This is a genomic window from Desulfomicrobium baculatum DSM 4028 (assembly GCF_000023225.1).
GTDB lineage: Bacteria > Desulfobacterota > Desulfovibrionia > Desulfovibrionales > Desulfomicrobiaceae > Desulfomicrobium > Desulfomicrobium baculatum.
In genome coordinates, this window is the sequence record NC_013173.1 from 3,391,993 (window position 1) to 3,407,164 (window position 15,172).

Annotated in this window: 15 protein-coding genes and 1 tRNA gene; 14 read left to right on the top strand and 2 right to left on the bottom strand. The window is 60.8% G+C overall.

Annotated elements, in window-relative coordinates:
* Positions 1 to 49: 49 nt before the first annotated feature.
* Positions 50 to 124 (bottom strand) — tRNA-Val (locus tag DBAC_RS15000).
* Between the two features lie 292 nt (positions 125 to 416).
* Between DBAC_RS15000 and DBAC_RS15005 the strand changes: the two genes are divergently transcribed.
* From DBAC_RS15005 to DBAC_RS15015, 3 genes are read left to right on the top strand one after another with little or no spacing between them, the layout of a single operon-like run.
* Positions 417 to 1,538 (top strand): PP2C family protein-serine/threonine phosphatase, encoded by a 1,122-nt coding sequence (locus DBAC_RS15005; RefSeq protein WP_228644902.1) that lies wholly within the window; start codon positions 417 to 419, stop codon positions 1,536 to 1,538.
* Between the two features lies 1 nt (position 1,539).
* Positions 1,540 to 1,950 carry an ATP-binding protein gene (locus tag DBAC_RS15010; protein ID WP_015775163.1) on the top strand — a complete coding sequence of 137 codons (411 nt, stop codon included), beginning with the start codon at positions 1,540 to 1,542 and terminating at the stop codon, positions 1,948 to 1,950.
* Positions 1,951 to 1,952: 2 nt separating this feature from the next.
* Positions 1,953 to 2,345: a secondary thiamine-phosphate synthase enzyme YjbQ gene (locus DBAC_RS15015; protein ID WP_015775164.1), complete on the top strand. Its 393-nt coding sequence runs from the start codon at positions 1,953 to 1,955 to the stop codon at positions 2,343 to 2,345.
* A gap of 1 nt (position 2,346) precedes the next feature.
* On the opposite strand, the gene DBAC_RS15020 is transcribed toward DBAC_RS15015, so the two are convergent.
* Positions 2,347 to 3,339, bottom strand: coding sequence for an NAD(P)H-dependent glycerol-3-phosphate dehydrogenase (locus DBAC_RS15020; RefSeq protein WP_015775165.1), 993 nt, complete (start codon positions 3,337 to 3,339; stop codon positions 2,347 to 2,349).
* A 151-nt stretch (positions 3,340 to 3,490) separates the two neighbouring features.
* Here DBAC_RS15020 and ahbB point away from each other — a divergent pair, with 151 nt between their 5' ends.
* The 11 genes from ahbB (at position 3,491) to DBAC_RS18105 (ending at position 15,166) form a co-directional block, all read left to right on the top strand.
* Positions 3,491 to 3,961 (top strand): siroheme decarboxylase subunit beta, encoded by a 471-nt coding sequence (gene ahbB, locus DBAC_RS15025; RefSeq protein WP_015775166.1) that lies wholly within the window; start codon positions 3,491 to 3,493, stop codon positions 3,959 to 3,961.
* Between the two features lie 20 nt (positions 3,962 to 3,981).
* Positions 3,982 to 5,250: a glutamate-1-semialdehyde 2,1-aminomutase gene (gene hemL, locus DBAC_RS15030; RefSeq protein ID WP_015775167.1), complete on the top strand. Its 1,269-nt coding sequence runs from the start codon at positions 3,982 to 3,984 to the stop codon at positions 5,248 to 5,250.
* A gap of 109 nt (positions 5,251 to 5,359) precedes the next feature.
* Positions 5,360 to 5,788 carry a cytochrome c3 family protein gene (locus DBAC_RS15035; protein WP_015775168.1) on the top strand — a complete coding sequence of 143 codons (429 nt, stop codon included), beginning with the start codon at positions 5,360 to 5,362 and terminating at the stop codon, positions 5,786 to 5,788.
* A 183-nt stretch (positions 5,789 to 5,971) separates the two neighbouring features.
* Positions 5,972 to 7,744: a hypothetical protein gene (locus tag DBAC_RS15040; RefSeq protein ID WP_015775169.1), complete on the top strand. Its 1,773-nt coding sequence runs from the start codon at positions 5,972 to 5,974 to the stop codon at positions 7,742 to 7,744.
* A 183-nt stretch (positions 7,745 to 7,927) separates the two neighbouring features.
* Positions 7,928 to 8,119, top strand: coding sequence for a hypothetical protein (locus DBAC_RS15045; protein WP_015775170.1), 192 nt, complete (start codon positions 7,928 to 7,930; stop codon positions 8,117 to 8,119).
* Positions 8,106 to 8,807 carry a ubiquinone/menaquinone biosynthesis methyltransferase gene (locus tag DBAC_RS15050; RefSeq protein ID WP_015775171.1) on the top strand — a complete coding sequence of 234 codons (702 nt, stop codon included), beginning with the start codon at positions 8,106 to 8,108 and terminating at the stop codon, positions 8,805 to 8,807. The genes DBAC_RS15045 and DBAC_RS15050 overlap by 14 nt, the downstream gene beginning before the upstream one ends.
* A gap of 66 nt (positions 8,808 to 8,873) precedes the next feature.
* Complete coding sequence (locus tag DBAC_RS15055; RefSeq protein ID WP_015775172.1) at positions 8,874 to 10,184, top strand: nucleotide sugar dehydrogenase; 1,311 nt, start codon at positions 8,874 to 8,876, stop codon at positions 10,182 to 10,184.
* 14 nt (positions 10,185 to 10,198) lie between these two features.
* Positions 10,199 to 10,897 carry a futalosine hydrolase gene (gene mqnB / locus DBAC_RS15060; RefSeq protein ID WP_015775173.1) on the top strand — a complete coding sequence of 233 codons (699 nt, stop codon included), beginning with the start codon at positions 10,199 to 10,201 and terminating at the stop codon, positions 10,895 to 10,897.
* On the top strand, positions 10,894 to 11,685 hold the full coding sequence (locus DBAC_RS15065) for a 1,4-dihydroxy-6-naphtoate synthase (protein WP_015775174.1): 792 nt from the start codon (positions 10,894 to 10,896) through the stop codon (positions 11,683 to 11,685). Before mqnB ends, DBAC_RS15065 begins: the two co-directional genes overlap by 4 nt.
* Positions 11,682 to 12,662: a polyprenyl synthetase family protein gene (locus DBAC_RS15070; protein WP_015775175.1), complete on the top strand. Its 981-nt coding sequence runs from the start codon at positions 11,682 to 11,684 to the stop codon at positions 12,660 to 12,662. The genes DBAC_RS15065 and DBAC_RS15070 overlap by 4 nt, the downstream gene beginning before the upstream one ends.
* 2 nt (positions 12,663 to 12,664) lie before the next feature.
* On the top strand, positions 12,665 to 15,166 hold the full coding sequence (locus DBAC_RS18105; RefSeq protein WP_015775176.1) for a sensor domain-containing diguanylate cyclase: 2,502 nt from the start codon (positions 12,665 to 12,667) through the stop codon (positions 15,164 to 15,166).
* The last annotated feature ends 6 nt before the right edge of the window (positions 15,167 to 15,172 follow it).

Sequence of the window (15,172 nt, forward strand, 5' to 3'; positions counted from 1 at the left end):
TGCCTCACAAACACGATAGGGAGGCTGTGCCTCCCTATGAGTTCTTTTTTGGTAGGCGCGAGGAGGGTCGAACTCCTGACCCCTTGCACGTCAAGCAAGTGCTCTCCCACTGAGCTACGCACCTAAATGGAGAGCCGCATATATCTTCGCTTTTCGACTCCTGTCAATATCTCTTTTGCATGTTGCGCATTTTTTTTGAAACTTTTCCAGAAAGCCTGCCTCTCACGGCCGGCCGCAAGAAGCGCGAGCTGCGAATCCTTTTCCTTATCCATAGTAATGTTCCGAAACACGAGCCCGAGGTACGCGTCCCGCTCCGGGGACGCGCGTTCACGGATGCGCCAGGATCCTTTGCATTCCCGCCGATTTCAGCTATCCTGCCAGGACATCCCTCAACTCCACACCCCATGGCGAACACAGTGAAAGACACGACCCCCTGCATCCTCATCGTCGATGACGAACCGCTCAATATACGGCTCCTTGATATCGTCCTCAAAAAGAACGGATATCGCACCCTGTCCTGCACCAGCGGCCCCGAGGCCAGGGCACTCGCGGCCGAGCACTCCCCCGACCTCATCCTGCTCGACGTGCTGATGCCCGATGAAGACGGCTACGCCACCTGCGCGCTCCTGAAGCAGCAATCGCAGACTTCCGACATCCCGATCATTTTCATCTCCGCCCTGACGGACACGTCGAGCAAAGTCCGGGGCCTGGAAGTGGGCGGGGTCGATTTCATCTCCAAGCCCTTCGAAAAGGCGGAAGTCCTGGCCAGAGTCAAGGTGCACCTGAAGCTGCGCTTCACCTACCGCGCCCTCATCGAAGCCCAGGCCCAACGCCTGGCCCAGGTCCAGGACGCACAGCAGGCCCTGCTGGTCCTGCCCGCGGAATTGCCCGAGGCGGGGTTCGCAGTGCGTTATGAACCGGTCCTTGAGGCGGGCGGAGATTTTTATGACGTGCTGCATGTCGGCGGGACGACCTTCGACTACGTCGTGGCCGACGTCAGCGGACACGACCTCGGCACATCCTACATCACCTCGGCCCTGAAGGCCCTGCTCAGCCAGAACTGCAATCTGGTCACCTCCCCGGCGGAGAGTCTGACCATGATCAACAGCGTCCTCTGCCGCATCCTGACCGGCGGCACCCACATCACGGCCGGTTTCGCCCGCCTGAACCGCGAGCAGCGGACCCTGCGCTACATCAACGCCGGACACCCCTCGCCCGTTCTGGTTCGGGCCGGGGGAGGAATTGAAATCCCGCAACCCTCCGGGGACATCCTGGGCGTCTTCGATGCCGTCTGGTTCGAAGCCCTGGAACTCTCGGTGCAGCCCGGCGACCGGCTGTTCATGTATACGGATGGGCTCATCGAAGGTTTCGGAGACAAGAAGATGACGCGGGAGGACGGACAGGCCCGACTCTGCGCGATCTGCGAAGCGTACCGGAACCTGCCCCTGGCGCAGGCCGTGAACGCAATCCACGAAGCCCTCGCCGTGCCGGGGGCGCCACGGGAAGATGACACCATCCTCCTTGCTCTGGAGGTCTGACATGTTCAAATTGACGCCGCTGGCCCAAGGATTCGCCCTGGAAATGGACACAAGCCTGGAAAACGTGGACCGCTCTGTGGAGCAGCTCCGCATTTTTCTGGAGGAAAGAAACGGCAGCGAGCACCTCTTCCCGCTCTCGCTCCTGGCGCGCGAGGCGCTCAACAACGCCATGATTCACGGCAACCGCCTGGACCGCGCCAAATCCGTGCGGTTCCGGCTACTGGCCAGCGCAGGCGGCTTTGATCTGCAGATTACGGACGAAGGGCAGGGATTCGCCTGGGACAGACACATGCTGGCCAGCAGCCGGGCCGACGACGTCAGCGGGCGCGGACACGAGATTTTCCGCAATTATGCCCACGCCGTGCGCTACAACGACAAGGGCAACTCCCTGACCCTGGAATATAAAGGCTAGCCATGCACTCCATTCAAATCAAGACCGGCTCCAGAGAGGCCATGATCGACATCACCGCCCGCCTGGAAGAACTGCTGCGAAACCAGGGAACAACCACGGGACTGATGACGATCTACACCCCGCACACGACCACGGGACTGACCATCAACGAAGGGGCCGATCCCGACGTCTGCCGGGACATTCTGACCCATCTGCGGACCATGATCCCGCACCAGGCGGATTTTCGCCACGCCGAGGGCAATTCGGATGCGCACATCAAAGCCACTCTCTTCGGCTCATCCGTGCAGGTCATCGTGCACGAGGGACGGCTGATGCTGGGCACATGGCAGCGCATCTTTCTAGGAGAATTCGACGGTCCACGGTCACGCACGGTCTGGGTCAAGATCCTGGGCTGATTCATTCCTCGCGCAGGGGCCGGGTCATGAGCTCCCGCACGGCCTCGGCGGGATTTTTGTTCTCGAAAAGGACTCCATGCACCTGCCCGGTAATGGGCAGGTCGAGGCCCTGCTTGATCCCCAGCTCGTGCACGGCCTGGGTCGTCTTCACTCCTTCGGCCACATTGTGCATCCCCGCCAAAACCTGCTCCAGGGTCTGCCCCCGGCCGATGGCCAGCCCCACCCTCCGGTTGCGGCTCAAATCCCCGGTACAGGTCAGAACCAGGTCGCCCATGCCGGACAGACCCATGAACGTGGACGGGCGTGCGCCCATGGCCGCGCCGAGGCGCGACATTTCGGACAGGCCACGGGTGATCAGCGCCGCGCGCGCATTTTCTCCAAAGCCCAGGCCGTCGGAAATGCCCGAGGCGATGGCCATGATGTTCTTGACCGCCCCGCCGAGCTCCACGCCGACGACATCGCTGTTGACGTAGACGCGAAAGCTCTGGGTGGAAAAAAGCCCCTGCACGAAATCCGCCAGTTCCGGATCGGCGCAGCCCAAAGACACGGCCGTGGGCATGTTCGCGACCACCTCCGAGGCAAAAGACGGTCCCGAGAGCACGGCGTAGCGGGGCGCAAGACCGGCCAGTTCATCGTCGACCACCTGCCCCATGGTGCGGAACGTGCCCAGCTCCACGCCCTTGCTGGCGCAGACGATGCCGGTCCCGGCCGAAAAATGATCGCGGTGTTCACGCAGAAAAAGAGCCAGATTCTGGCATGGCACGGCCAGCACGACACAGGACGCGCCGGCGAGCACCAGGGATAGATCCGTGTCCGCCCGCAGCCTCGGACTCAAGACCTGGCCAGGCAGATAACGGCTATTGGCGGAACGTTCATTCACGTCTGCGGCGATCTCGGCCCGCCGGGCCCAAAGCCAGGCATCCTCGCCCTTGCAAGCCAGCACATTTGCCAGGGCCGTACCCCAACTTCCAGCTCCAAGTATTGAAATCTTCACGAAAAAACCTCCAGTGCGGATCTTCGGACAAGCCCTCCCACTATCGAAGATGCTCCGCGTTCTGTAAAGGGTGCTATTGCCAGCATATGGCGAAACAGGTAAGGAGCGACCCGAAACAAACCCGGAGTTTCGGGCTCCCCGAGGAGAAAAAGTGGATTTTACCCAAAGCGAACACGACATACTGCGCATCGTCCAGGACACCCTGCCCGACAGCGCCACCCCCTATGCGGACATTGCCCGCCTGACCGGCAGCACCGAGGAAGAAGTCCTCGCGCTGCTCAAGAAACTCAAAAAAGGCGGCCAGATCCGCCGCTTCGGAGCCACCCTGCGCCATCAGCAGGCGGGCTACGGTTTCAACGCCATGGTGGCCTGGTACATCGAGGAAGGTTTCGACCCCGATGAGGTTGGACGCATCATGGCCACGCGGCCCGAAATTTCCCATTGCTACCTGCGCCCCAGCTGCATGGACTGGCCCTACGACATGTACACCATGATCCACGGCAAAAGCCGCGAGGACTGCATGCAAGTGGTGAGTGAGCTCATGGAGCAGACCGGCGTGACCCAGTACGAAATGCTTTTCAGCATAAAAGAGCTGAAGAAGACATCCATGGAATATTTTTAGCGCAGTCAGGGAGAGATGACATGACCATATCACAGGAACTTTTCCAAAAGGCCGGAACCCTCATCCCGGGCGGCGTCAACAGCCCCGTGCGGGCCTGCAAGAGCGTGCACTGCGATCCGCTCTTCGTCGCATCGGCGAGCGGCAGCAAGCTCACCACCGAGGATGGAGCCGAATTCATCGACTACGTCATGTCCTGGGGGCCCATGCTTCTCGGCCACAACCACCCCGAAGTGGCGGCGGCCATCGCCCACACGGCGGCCAAGGGCACGAGCTTCGGCGCGCCTTGCAGGCTCGAGGTCGAACTGGCCCAGGCCGTGGTGGACGCGGTTCCCGGCATCGAGATGGTGCGCATGGTCAGCTCCGGGACCGAGGCGACCATGAGCGCCCTGCGCCTGGCCAGGGGATACACCGGCAAAAATGGTGTGATAAAATTTCACGGCGGCTATCACGGCCATGCCGACGCATTTCTGGCCAGCGCCGGTTCGGGCGTGGCCACCCAGTCCATCCCCGGCACCCCCGGCGTGCCCGCCGACGTGGTCAAACATACGCTGCTGGCCCATTACAACGACCTGGAAGCCGTGCGCGCCCTGTTCGAACAGCAGGGAGACGATATCGCGGCGGTCATCGTCGAGCCGGTGGCCGGCAACATGGGGCTGGTTCTGCCCAAGCCCGGATTCCTGCAAGGCTTGCGCGAGTTGACCAGCAAATACGGGGCGTTACTTATTTTCGACGAAGTCATCACCGGCTTTCGGGTCAGCTTCGGCGGAGCGCAGGCGGCCTTCGGCATCGACCCGGACCTGACGTGCCTGGGCAAGATCATCGGCGGCGGCCTGCCGGTGGGCGCCTACGGCGGTAAACGTAAAATCATGAGCCACATCGCACCCAGCGGCAATGTCTACCAGGCCGGCACGCTCTCGGGAAATCCGCTGGCCATGGCTGCGGGCCTTGCGACCTTGAAGGCACTGGCCCAAAAGGATTACGCGGCCCTTGCAGCCCGCACCGATGCGTTCTCCCGCGAACTTGAGAACATTTTGCACGGCAAGGGCGTGCCCGTGACGCGCAACCACATCGCGTCCATTTTCACCCTCTTCTTCACCGAGACCCCGGTCGTCGACTTCCCCTCGGCGCAGACGGGCGACAGCAAGGCTTTCGTATCTTTTTACCAGCAGATGCGGGAGCAGGGCATTTATCTTGCACCTTCAGGATTCGAGTGCGCCTTCACATCGTTCGCCCACTCCGAGCAGGATTTTGAACGGACTCTGGATGCGGCCCGGAAGGTGCGTTTCTAGAAAAAACAAAACCCTTTTCCCGGGCGTCCTTGACTGAAGACCAAGACCGTCGATATATACGTCCCTGCTTGTGCTTTTTGTAACTTTTCTTTCTGGAGGTAGAAAGAGGATGAAAAAGAAATTGTTGATCAGCCTGATCTGCGCGGCTTTCCTGTGCATGGGCGCCGTTATGAGTGTCAGCGCTGCCGACGCTCCTGCCGATGACTATGTCATCAGCGCCCCTGAGGGCATGAAGGCCAAACCCAAGGGCGACAAGCCCGGAGCGCTGCAGAAAACAGTGCCCTTCCCCCATTCCAAGCATGCAACCGTTGAGTGCGTCCAGTGCCACCACACCCTGGAAGCCGACGGCGGCGCCGTAAAGAAGTGTACGACTTCCGGCTGCCACGACTCCCTTGAGTTCCGTGACAAGGCAAACGCCAAAGACATCAAGCTGGTGGAAAATGCTTTCCACACCCAGTGCATCGATTGTCACAAGGCTTTGAAAAAAGAACAGAAGCCCACTGGCCCCACCGCCTGTGGCAAGTGTCACACCAAATAGCGTCCGCGCTAGAGACCGCACATCAGCACAAGCAAAGGCCGGCCTTTGGTTGCCCCTGCCACACCCCTGTGGCAGGGGCTTTTTTTTCGACTGGAAATCAGATAGTCCGCCCCGTGCATTGCCCTTGCTCAGGCTTCTTGATAAGAAAAGCCGATGTCCCCAACGCCAAGAAAGGATCACGCCATGACCACAAGCACCAACCAGACGGACGATATCATTGAACTGACGGAGATCGTGGAAGAAGGAATCTCTTTGGATAAAAAGTTCGAAGACTTCGCCATGGACAAGGCCGTTGACGCCAAAAGCCTGGATCAGGAGCTTGACGATCTGCTCCGCGACGCCGACACCCAGTCCAAGCCCGCCGCCCGGGCAGCCGATGACGAAATCGACCTGGACATCCTCTTCGAGGAACCGGTGGCCGCCGCAGCGCAGCCGCAGCCCCGCACCGCCTCCGCCGCAACCCAGGCGCCCGATCAAAGCATGGATATCTCGGACCTGGACGACCTCTTCGACTCTCTGGGCATCGGCGAAAATGCGGAGCACGACACCGCGCTCGACATCATTCTTGACGGTGACACGCCCGAACCGCGAAAGCACGGCGCAGAGCCTTTTTATCCATCCGATTCAATAGATCTTGAACTGGAAATTCCCGGCATGGAGAATGGCGACAACAATTCGAATATCCTGGACCTGACCGAAGATCTGCTCGCGGACATCCCGGAAACCGTCCTGCTGGAATCGGCGGACAAGCCCATACCCGAGCCCACCACCGCGCCTGAAAAGCCTGAGGCAACATCCTCAAAGCAGGCCCCGGCGCCAGAATCTCCCGCCGTGGACCCCGCTCCCGCGCCGGCGGAATTTGCCGCGGAGCCCGAAGGCCCGGCCGGGGGCAAATCCGGGCAGGCGGTTGTGGAGCAGGAAGCCTCGCTGGTGGACACGGACGAACCCACGCCGGTTTACGAAGAGCCGGACCATGCCCCTTCTTCGCCCCCTGTGACCGTGACGGATATTGAGCTTGAACAGCCTCGGATCGCTGCGGAGCAGGCCGTGACCACGGAAGCGGAAATCTCCACCGCCGAACTCGAAATCATCAGCGCCAGGCTCGATGCCCTTGAGTCCCGCCCTGAACCGTCTCCGGCGCCCGGCGCCGAAGAACTCCTGGCCCTCTTGCCGCAATTCCCCCAGGAACTGCCTGTGACCCGTAACCTGCGCCAGGAACTCATGGAACATGTCGAATCCCGGGTTTCGGAACTGGCGTCATCGTCCAGCCTGGACGGCCTGCAGGAGTCCGTCAGCGCCCTGCAAAGCCAGGTCGAAGCCATCCCCGACATCCGTGCCGAGCTGGCCAAGACCCCCCCCCTCTCGGCCCTGCAGAAACTGGAGGCCGACCTGGACGAAGTGCGCAACCTGATCCAGCCACGCGAAGAACTTCAGCCCGAACAGATCCTGGCCCTGCTGCCGCAGTCCCCGCAAGGATGGCCCGTGGCCCAGGCCTTGCGCCAGGAGATCATCGAGCATGTCGAATCCCGGGTTTCGGAACTGGCGTCATCGTCCAGCATGGACGGCCTGCAGGAATCCGTGAACGCCTTGCAAAGCCAGGTCGAATCCATCCCCGACATCCGGGCTGAACTGGCCAAGACCCTGCCCGCCTCAGCCATGCAGAAAATGGAAGCCGAACTTGAAGACTTGCGAACCCTGGTCCGCAGTCAGGAAGAAACATTGGACGCCCTGCAGGCGGCATTGTCGGACAAGGATGCCTTCATCGCGAAATTGAGCGACAACGAAAATCGCCTGCGCGAAGAACGTGACGCCCTGGCCGCCCGGGCAGGCGCCGCCCCCGACCCGGATGCGATCAAAAGCGAACTGCACGAATACGTCCAGCAGCAGGTGCCGCTCGCCGCAGCCAAAATCGTTCGCGAGGAAATCCAGGCCCTGCTCAAGGAGCTCGGCGGCTAAAGTCCGAAAGGCCCGTCCCTGGGCTCTCGACTCCCACTTTGGGCTGTGCTAGCTATGAAAAAAACGAAGGGATGGCTGCAAGGTTATTCTTTCTTTTTTTACCGCCCGGTTTTCCCCCAAAGCAGGTCGATACCATTCCCCCCGGGCGGTTTTTTTGTTGCATTTCAAACCAGAGAGACATTTATGGACCAGATCCAAAAACAAGCCCTGCAGGTCGCCAAGGAAATCGTCGTCAAGTTCATTGAAGTCGGACGCATTTCCCCTTCCAATTTTTCCGAATATTTCGAGCCCATCTACGACGACGTCTACCGCACCGTGACCAAGACCGGTCAGATTCCGGACACCGAGAAGGACTGCGCCGTTGAACCCGAATGAACACGGAAAGCGAGTCTCCAGCCTTTTCGACAACATTGCGACCTGGTACGATTTTCTCAATCATTTCCTAAGTTTGGGACAAGACATCTACTGGCGGTATCGTTTGGTGCGCACGTTGCGAACCGGCTCCACGGGCGCGGTGCTCGATCTTGCGGCCGGCACCCTGGACGTGAGCCGGGAAATTCTGCGCCGCCATCCCGCGCAAAAAGTGCTGAGCCTGGACTTTTCCCGCGCCATGCTCTGCAGCGGCAAGAAAAAGGTTGTGAACCAACCGTCCATTTTTCCGGTCCAGGCCGACGGCCGCGCCCTGCCTTTGCCCGACGCATGCGTCGACACGGTGACCATAGCCTTCGGCATCCGCAACATTCTGCCCAGAACCGAAGCCTACGGCGAGATCCTGCGTGTCCTCGCCCCTGGAGGGCGGCTGTGCATCCTTGAATTCGGTACTGGCCAGGCCAGAATCTGGCAGGGCGCATACAATTTTTATCTTGGCAAGGTCCTGCCCCGCATCGGGCGCTTTTTCTCCAAAAATCCGGAAGCCTATCAGTATCTGGCGGACACCATCCTGGCCTTTCCCCATGCCTCAGACCTGGCCAAAGAGCTCCGCGACGCCGGTTTCGACAAGATTGGTTATCAGGCCTTGAGCTCCGGAATCGTTTATATCCACGTGGCCCAAAAGCCATCCTGATGCGCCCCTGGCCGCGCCGTGCCGCAACCCCTCAACCGTCTCAGATATCACGCTAATGAGGAACTCATGATCACTTTCGAAGATATCGCATCCGGCGTCTCAGAAGTTGCCGTGGTGGGCCTTGGCTATGTCGGCCTGCCCTTGGCCGTGGCCCTTGGCGACCACTTCAAGGTCATCGGTTTTGATATTTCCCGGCCCCGCATCGAAGAACTGCGCGAAGGCAAGGATTCCACGCGCGAGGTAGCCCCTGAAAGGCTGGCCGGCGCCCGGGTCGAGTACACCGACGATCCCGCACGGCTTGCCGGGGCCGGAGTCATCGTGGTGGCCGTGCCGACGCCCATCGACGGCAATCGCAAGCCGGACCTGCGGCCCGTGGTCGGCGCCACCGCCACTGTCGGCGCGCACATGCGGGCAGGCTGCATCGTCGTTTATGAGTCGACGGTCTACCCAGGGCTGACGGAAGAAATCTGCGTACCGCTGCTGGAAGAAAAATCCGGCCTGACCTGCGGCAGGGATTTCACGGTGGGCTATTCCCCGGAGCGCATCAACCCCGGCGACAAGGTCCACACCCTGGAGAGCATCGTCAAAGTGGTCGCAGGCCAGGATCAGACCACGGCAGACCTGCTCGCCCGTTTCTATGCCTCCATCGTCAGGGCCGGCGTGCACCGCGCTTCGAGCATCAAGGTCGCGGAGGCCGCCAAGGTCATCGAGAACACCCAGCGCGATCTGAACATCGCCCTCATGAACGAACTGGCGCTCATTTTCGACCGCATGGGCATCGACACGAACGAAGTGCTTGAGGCCGCCGGCACCAAATGGAATTTCCTGCCCTTCCGGCCGGGTCTGGTCGGCGGGCACTGCATCGGAGTGGACCCGTACTACCTGACCTTCAAGGCCGAATCCATCGGCTTCCATCCGCAGGTCATCCTCGCCGGCAGACGCATCAACGACGGCATGGGCAAATTCATCGCGGAGAAGACCATCAAAGCCATGATCGACGCAGGATGCCTGATCAAAGGCGCCCGCGTCGGACTGCTCGGCCTGACCTTCAAGGAAGATGTGCCGGATTTGCGCAACAGCCGGGTGGAAGACATCATCCACGAACTTTCCGACTACCACGTCGATGTCCTGGTTCACGATCCTCTGGCCGACGCGGCGGAGGCCAAAGAGGAATACGGGGTGGATCTTTTGCCCTTGCCGGAACTTAATCAGCTCGACGCCCTCATCCTGGCGGTGTCGCATGCCGAATTCGCGCACCTTGACGCTGGCCGGATCGCGACCATGTTCAAAAACCCGGAAAATGGGATCGTCATTGATGTCAAGGGGTTTCTGGACCGGGACGCCTTGTCGCGGAACTTCAGATACTGGCGGCTCTAACCCAAGGTTCCTTCATGATTCTCCTGGCCTGCGCAACCCGGCACGAATGCCTGAGCGCCGTGAACCAACCGGCGGCGTCATCGCCGACGCCTCGGTTCGAGCCCATGCGCATCCGTGGCCGCGACTTTCTGCCGTGCCTCGTGGGTATTGGGCCGGTGGCCGCGGCCATGAGCGTGGGAGCCGTGCTTGAGCGCCATCCCGATGTGACAGGCATTCTGAATCTGGGCATTTGCGGCAGCTTCGACATCGCCCGCACCCCCTTGGGCTCGACCTGTGTCGCCAGCGCCGAGATCTGGCCGGAGTACGGAGTGCGCCATTTTACAGCGGCAGAGGAAGAGGTCTTTGGCCATCAGATGTTCGCGGATCTGAATCTTGACCCTGTCAACCGCCTCGATCTTGATCCCCTCGCGCAAGCGGCGGCCATGGGCATGACCCTTCATCACACATGGTTCACGGGGCCGAGCCTGACCGTGGCCGGAGTGAGCGGCGATCCGAAACGCGCGGAGCAGCTCCGCGAGCGCCATGACGGCCTCACAGAAAACATGGAAGGATTCAGCCTGGCGCTGGCGGCCAAAAGGAAGGGCATCCCGTTTCTGGAAATCCGCACGGTGTCCAACCCTGTCGGTGCCCGGGACAAGCGTCTCTGGAACTTCCGACTGGCCGTGAATGCCCTGCAAAACATCCTCCCCGTTCTCACCGGAGATTCGCCGTGACCCCCTTGAGCATCGCCATTTCCCCCTGCCCCAACGACAGCTTCATCTTTGGCGCCTGGGTGCTCGGCCTCACCCCTTCCCCGGACGAACGCGACTGCCGGTTTTTCTGGCATGACGTGCAGGAACTCAACCAGGGGGCCTTCGCAGGCGCCTGGGACGTGATCAAGGTCAGCGCCGCCACGGCGCTGCGTCTTGGCGAAACGCACACCATCCTGCCCTGTGGCGGAGCCTTCGGCCTAGAGCATGGGCCCAAGCTCGTGACCCGCAAGGATTTTTCCGGAACCCCGCGCAGAATCGCCGTGCCGGGCCTCGACACCACCGCGGCCTGCGTGCTGCGGGCGGCCCTGGGCGGGGAATTCACCCAGGTTCCCATGATCTTCCACGCCATCGTCGATGCCGTGCGAGCCGGAGAAGTCGACGCGGGGCTGCTCATCCATGAAACCGCCCTGGTCTACGAACGCTACGATCTTGCCCTGCGCCTCGACCTCGGGCATTGGTGGCGCAAGCACACAAACGCCCTGCCCTTTCCCCTGGGCTGCATCGTGGCTCGCAACGAACTCGGCGCAGACCTCCACGCCGGCATCGCAGACAGCATCCGCGCGAGCATCCTGGTCGCCAGGACCCGGCAAGACTCCGTCATGCCATTTATCGCCGCGCTGGCAAGAGAGCTTGACGCGGCCACGCTGGAACAACATATTGCCGCCTACGTCAACGAATTCAGTCTGGCCATGGGCCCTGACGGACAGGCCGCTCTCAACACGCTGCAAACATTGCGGGATCTTTCATGAACGAAGCCTTTGCCCAACTCAAAGCAACTTTCCTCAAAGAGCTGCCGGCTATCAATGCCGCCATCGCGCAGGAAATTGACGCTCTGCCCAAACTGGTCAGGCCCGTGGCCGCGCATGTCATGGAGGCCGGTGGAAAGCGCCTGCGGCCCATGCTCACGCTTCTTTTTGCCCGCGCCCTTTCTTTCCGGGGAGACAATCTGCAAACCCTGGCCAGCTCCCTGGAATTTCTGCATTCGGCCACCCTCATGCACGACGACATTCTGGACAACTCGGAATTGCGCAGGGGCAAACGCGCAGCGCATACCCTTTTCGGCATCACTCCCACGGTGCTGGCCGGAGACGTGCTCCTGGCCCTGGCCAACGAAATCGTGGCCCGCACAAACAATCCGGCCCTGACTTCCTGCATCTCCAAGGCCATCATGCAAACGGCCACGGGCGAAATCATGGAGATCGCCGCCATCCGCAAAGCGCACATCACCCGCGCCGAATACATCGAGATCATCACCGGCAAGACGGCCTACCTTATCCAGTCGGCCTGCGAGTTCGGCGTCATCGCGGCAGAAGGCTCCGAACGCGCACGGGCAGGAGCCAAGACCTTCGGCCTGAACCTTGGCATCGCTTTCCAGCTGGTGGACGACGCCCTGGACTACACATCGCGGGCCGACACCTCGGGCAAGCCCCTGGGCGGCGACCTGCGCGAAGGCAAGTTCACCCTGCCTCTGCTTTTGTATCTTGAATCCCTGCCCGAAGACCAACGCGAAATCGTCACCCGGGAACTCACGGATGTAAACCTGCACCCCGTCAGACAGGATCAGATCATCGCCGATGTCGTGGGGCAGGGCTTTGCCGAAAAAACCCGGGATGAAGCCCGATCCTATTTGGCACTAGCCAGTCAGGCTCTTGCCGTGCTACCCGAATGCCTGGAGAAAAAACTGCTCGGAGCCATGATCGAATTCGTCCTGACGCGGGATAAGTAGACATGCCAAACCAGGATCGCCTTCCCTCTCGCAATCTCGCAACCTCATTGCGCGCAAGCCTGAAAGCGACCTTTTCGCCAGCTACGGCCCAGCTCCTCCAGGAGGCTGTCAAATCCGAACCGAACTTCGGAGTCATCGCCTCCATCCTGAAACTCGATCCGGCCCTGGCCACTGCCATCCTCTCCCTGGTCAACTCACCCTACTACGGACAGACCAGCAAAATTTCCGACCTGCAACGAGCGGCGATCATCCTCGGCGACAATGAGATCCTGCGCATCGCCCTGTCATTGTCTTTGCAAAAAAACCTGAACGCAATTCTGGAAAAAAACGGTTTCGACACCTTCGCCAACTGGCGCATCATCATCTGGGCGGCCCTGGGCGCGGAGCTCATCGCCAGGCGGCTGGCCCCGGAAGAAGCGGAAACCGCGTATATTTGCGCCCTGGTCAAAGACCTCTCTCTGCTCCTCTACGCCGCCAACTTTCCCGAACACCTTCTGCCGCATCTCAAGCAACCGGACTTCGTCAACACCGGCCCGACATTCATGTCCTGGCAGGACCATCTTCCGGAGGATCACTCCAGCCTGACCGCCGATCTGCTCACGCAGTGGAGTTTTCCCGAGCCCATGATCGCGGCCATCACCGCGCACCACGATCTGGAACATGTCTTTGACTATCCTCCCCTGACCCAGGCGGTCATCCTTGGAACCAGATGGGCCGAAGCGGAGTTTCGCACCGACCCGGCCCCGGACAGCCTGAACCAGCTCAGTTTTCTCCTGGCCAAGGCCGGCGCTCTGCCCCCGGAAGGCATGGACGGGCTGCGCGGGCAATGCGCGACGCTTTTTGCGGAACTCTCCACGGCCATGAACGTCAAGGACCTCGACCCCGAGGACAGACTTTACGCCCACTCTTTGCAATCCATCCAGGACTTTCATCACCAGGCCAAGGAAGTCGAGGGGCTGACCGGCGGCAACGCGGCCATCGCGGCCTGTATCGGCAGACACCTGCGCTGGAACTGGGATTGCCGCAAAGCCGAGATCATCCTGCATGCGCCTGCCAACAGACTCTGGGAAAGATTCGTTCTGAATGATGCCGGGGTGCACGGGCCCGACATTGCCCCGACCCTCGAAAAACTCAGGGCGTTTTCGGACTCCGCATTCCCTCTGGAATCCGAGGGACACGTGGTCGGGGAACTGCGCCTGAACGACGGCAGCGATTCCTGCCAAACCAAAGCCGAGGCCACGCTCTACACGCGCCTCCTGGCCCGCAGCATCCGGCACCAGGCCAGCACCGTCGGACAACTTGAGATCAAGGCCGAACTGCTTGATATTCTTCCCACCGGAGTGGCGCTGCTCGACGCGCAGGGACGCATTTTACGGGCCAACCCCACCTTCACCGATTTTCTTGGCGGGGCAGCTCAACTTGAAGACCGACTGGCCCAGGACAAGGACCCGGAGCAGGCGCGGCAGACAGTACAGGGCTGGCGAGATTTCCTGCGCGATCCATCCCAGGGTGGCCATTGCGCCATCCATTGCCCGCTGGGCCCCGGCAACGCGCCCGCAGCATCGTCCTTTTCCCTGGCTGGTTACAAAATCAGCCACGGCTCGCAAACGAACATTCTGGCCATGGTCCAGGATCTGGCCGAAATCCGGGTGCTGGAATTCGAGGCCTTGCACCAGCGGGACTTCCTGAACACGCTGCTCGGCTCCATGCAGGACCTGGTCCTCACCACGGACAAAAACGGGACCATCACCTTCGCCTCCGGCCGCCACAGCGCGTTCCTGACCGGTCGCAACCTCTTCCGTCTGACCCGCCCCATGAACGAACAGGAAGATTCATGGGACATGGAATTTCTGGAACAGAGCCCCACGGCGGTGGAAGTGCAGATCGTCCTTGACGACGAACACCTGCAGCTCGAACTCGTCTTTTCCCGCTTTTCGTTCGGCACCGACTACGGACTTATTGTCGGCCGCAATATTTCGACCATCCGCAGGCTGGAGCGCAAGATCCGGGAGCAGGCCCTTTTCGATTCCCTGACCCAGGTTTTCAACCGGCATCACCTCCAGCCGCTTCTCGACAGGGAGATGTCCCGCGCCAAGCGCACCGAGACCCCGCTCGGACTGATCTTTTTCGACATCGACAAATTCAAGCTCTTCAACGATACCCACGGCCACCATGGCGGCGACAAGGCCTTGAAAGAACTGGGGCAGCTTCTGCGACGCATACTGCGCAAAGGGCTGGACTTTCCCTGCCGCTTCGGAGGTGACGAATTCGTCGTCATCTCCAGCAACTCCACCGTCGACAACCTGCTGACAATTGCTGAAAGAATTCAGAAAGAATTCAGCATACTGCATCATGGGCAGGTCACATTGAGCATCGGCATGAGCATGCTTGAACCCGGGGACTCCTCGCATTCCCTTCTTGAACGCTGCGACAAAGCCAATTATCAAGCCAAGGCGCAAGGCGGAAACGCCATCGTGCGCCTGCAAACCGACCAGAACCTCTGAACCATA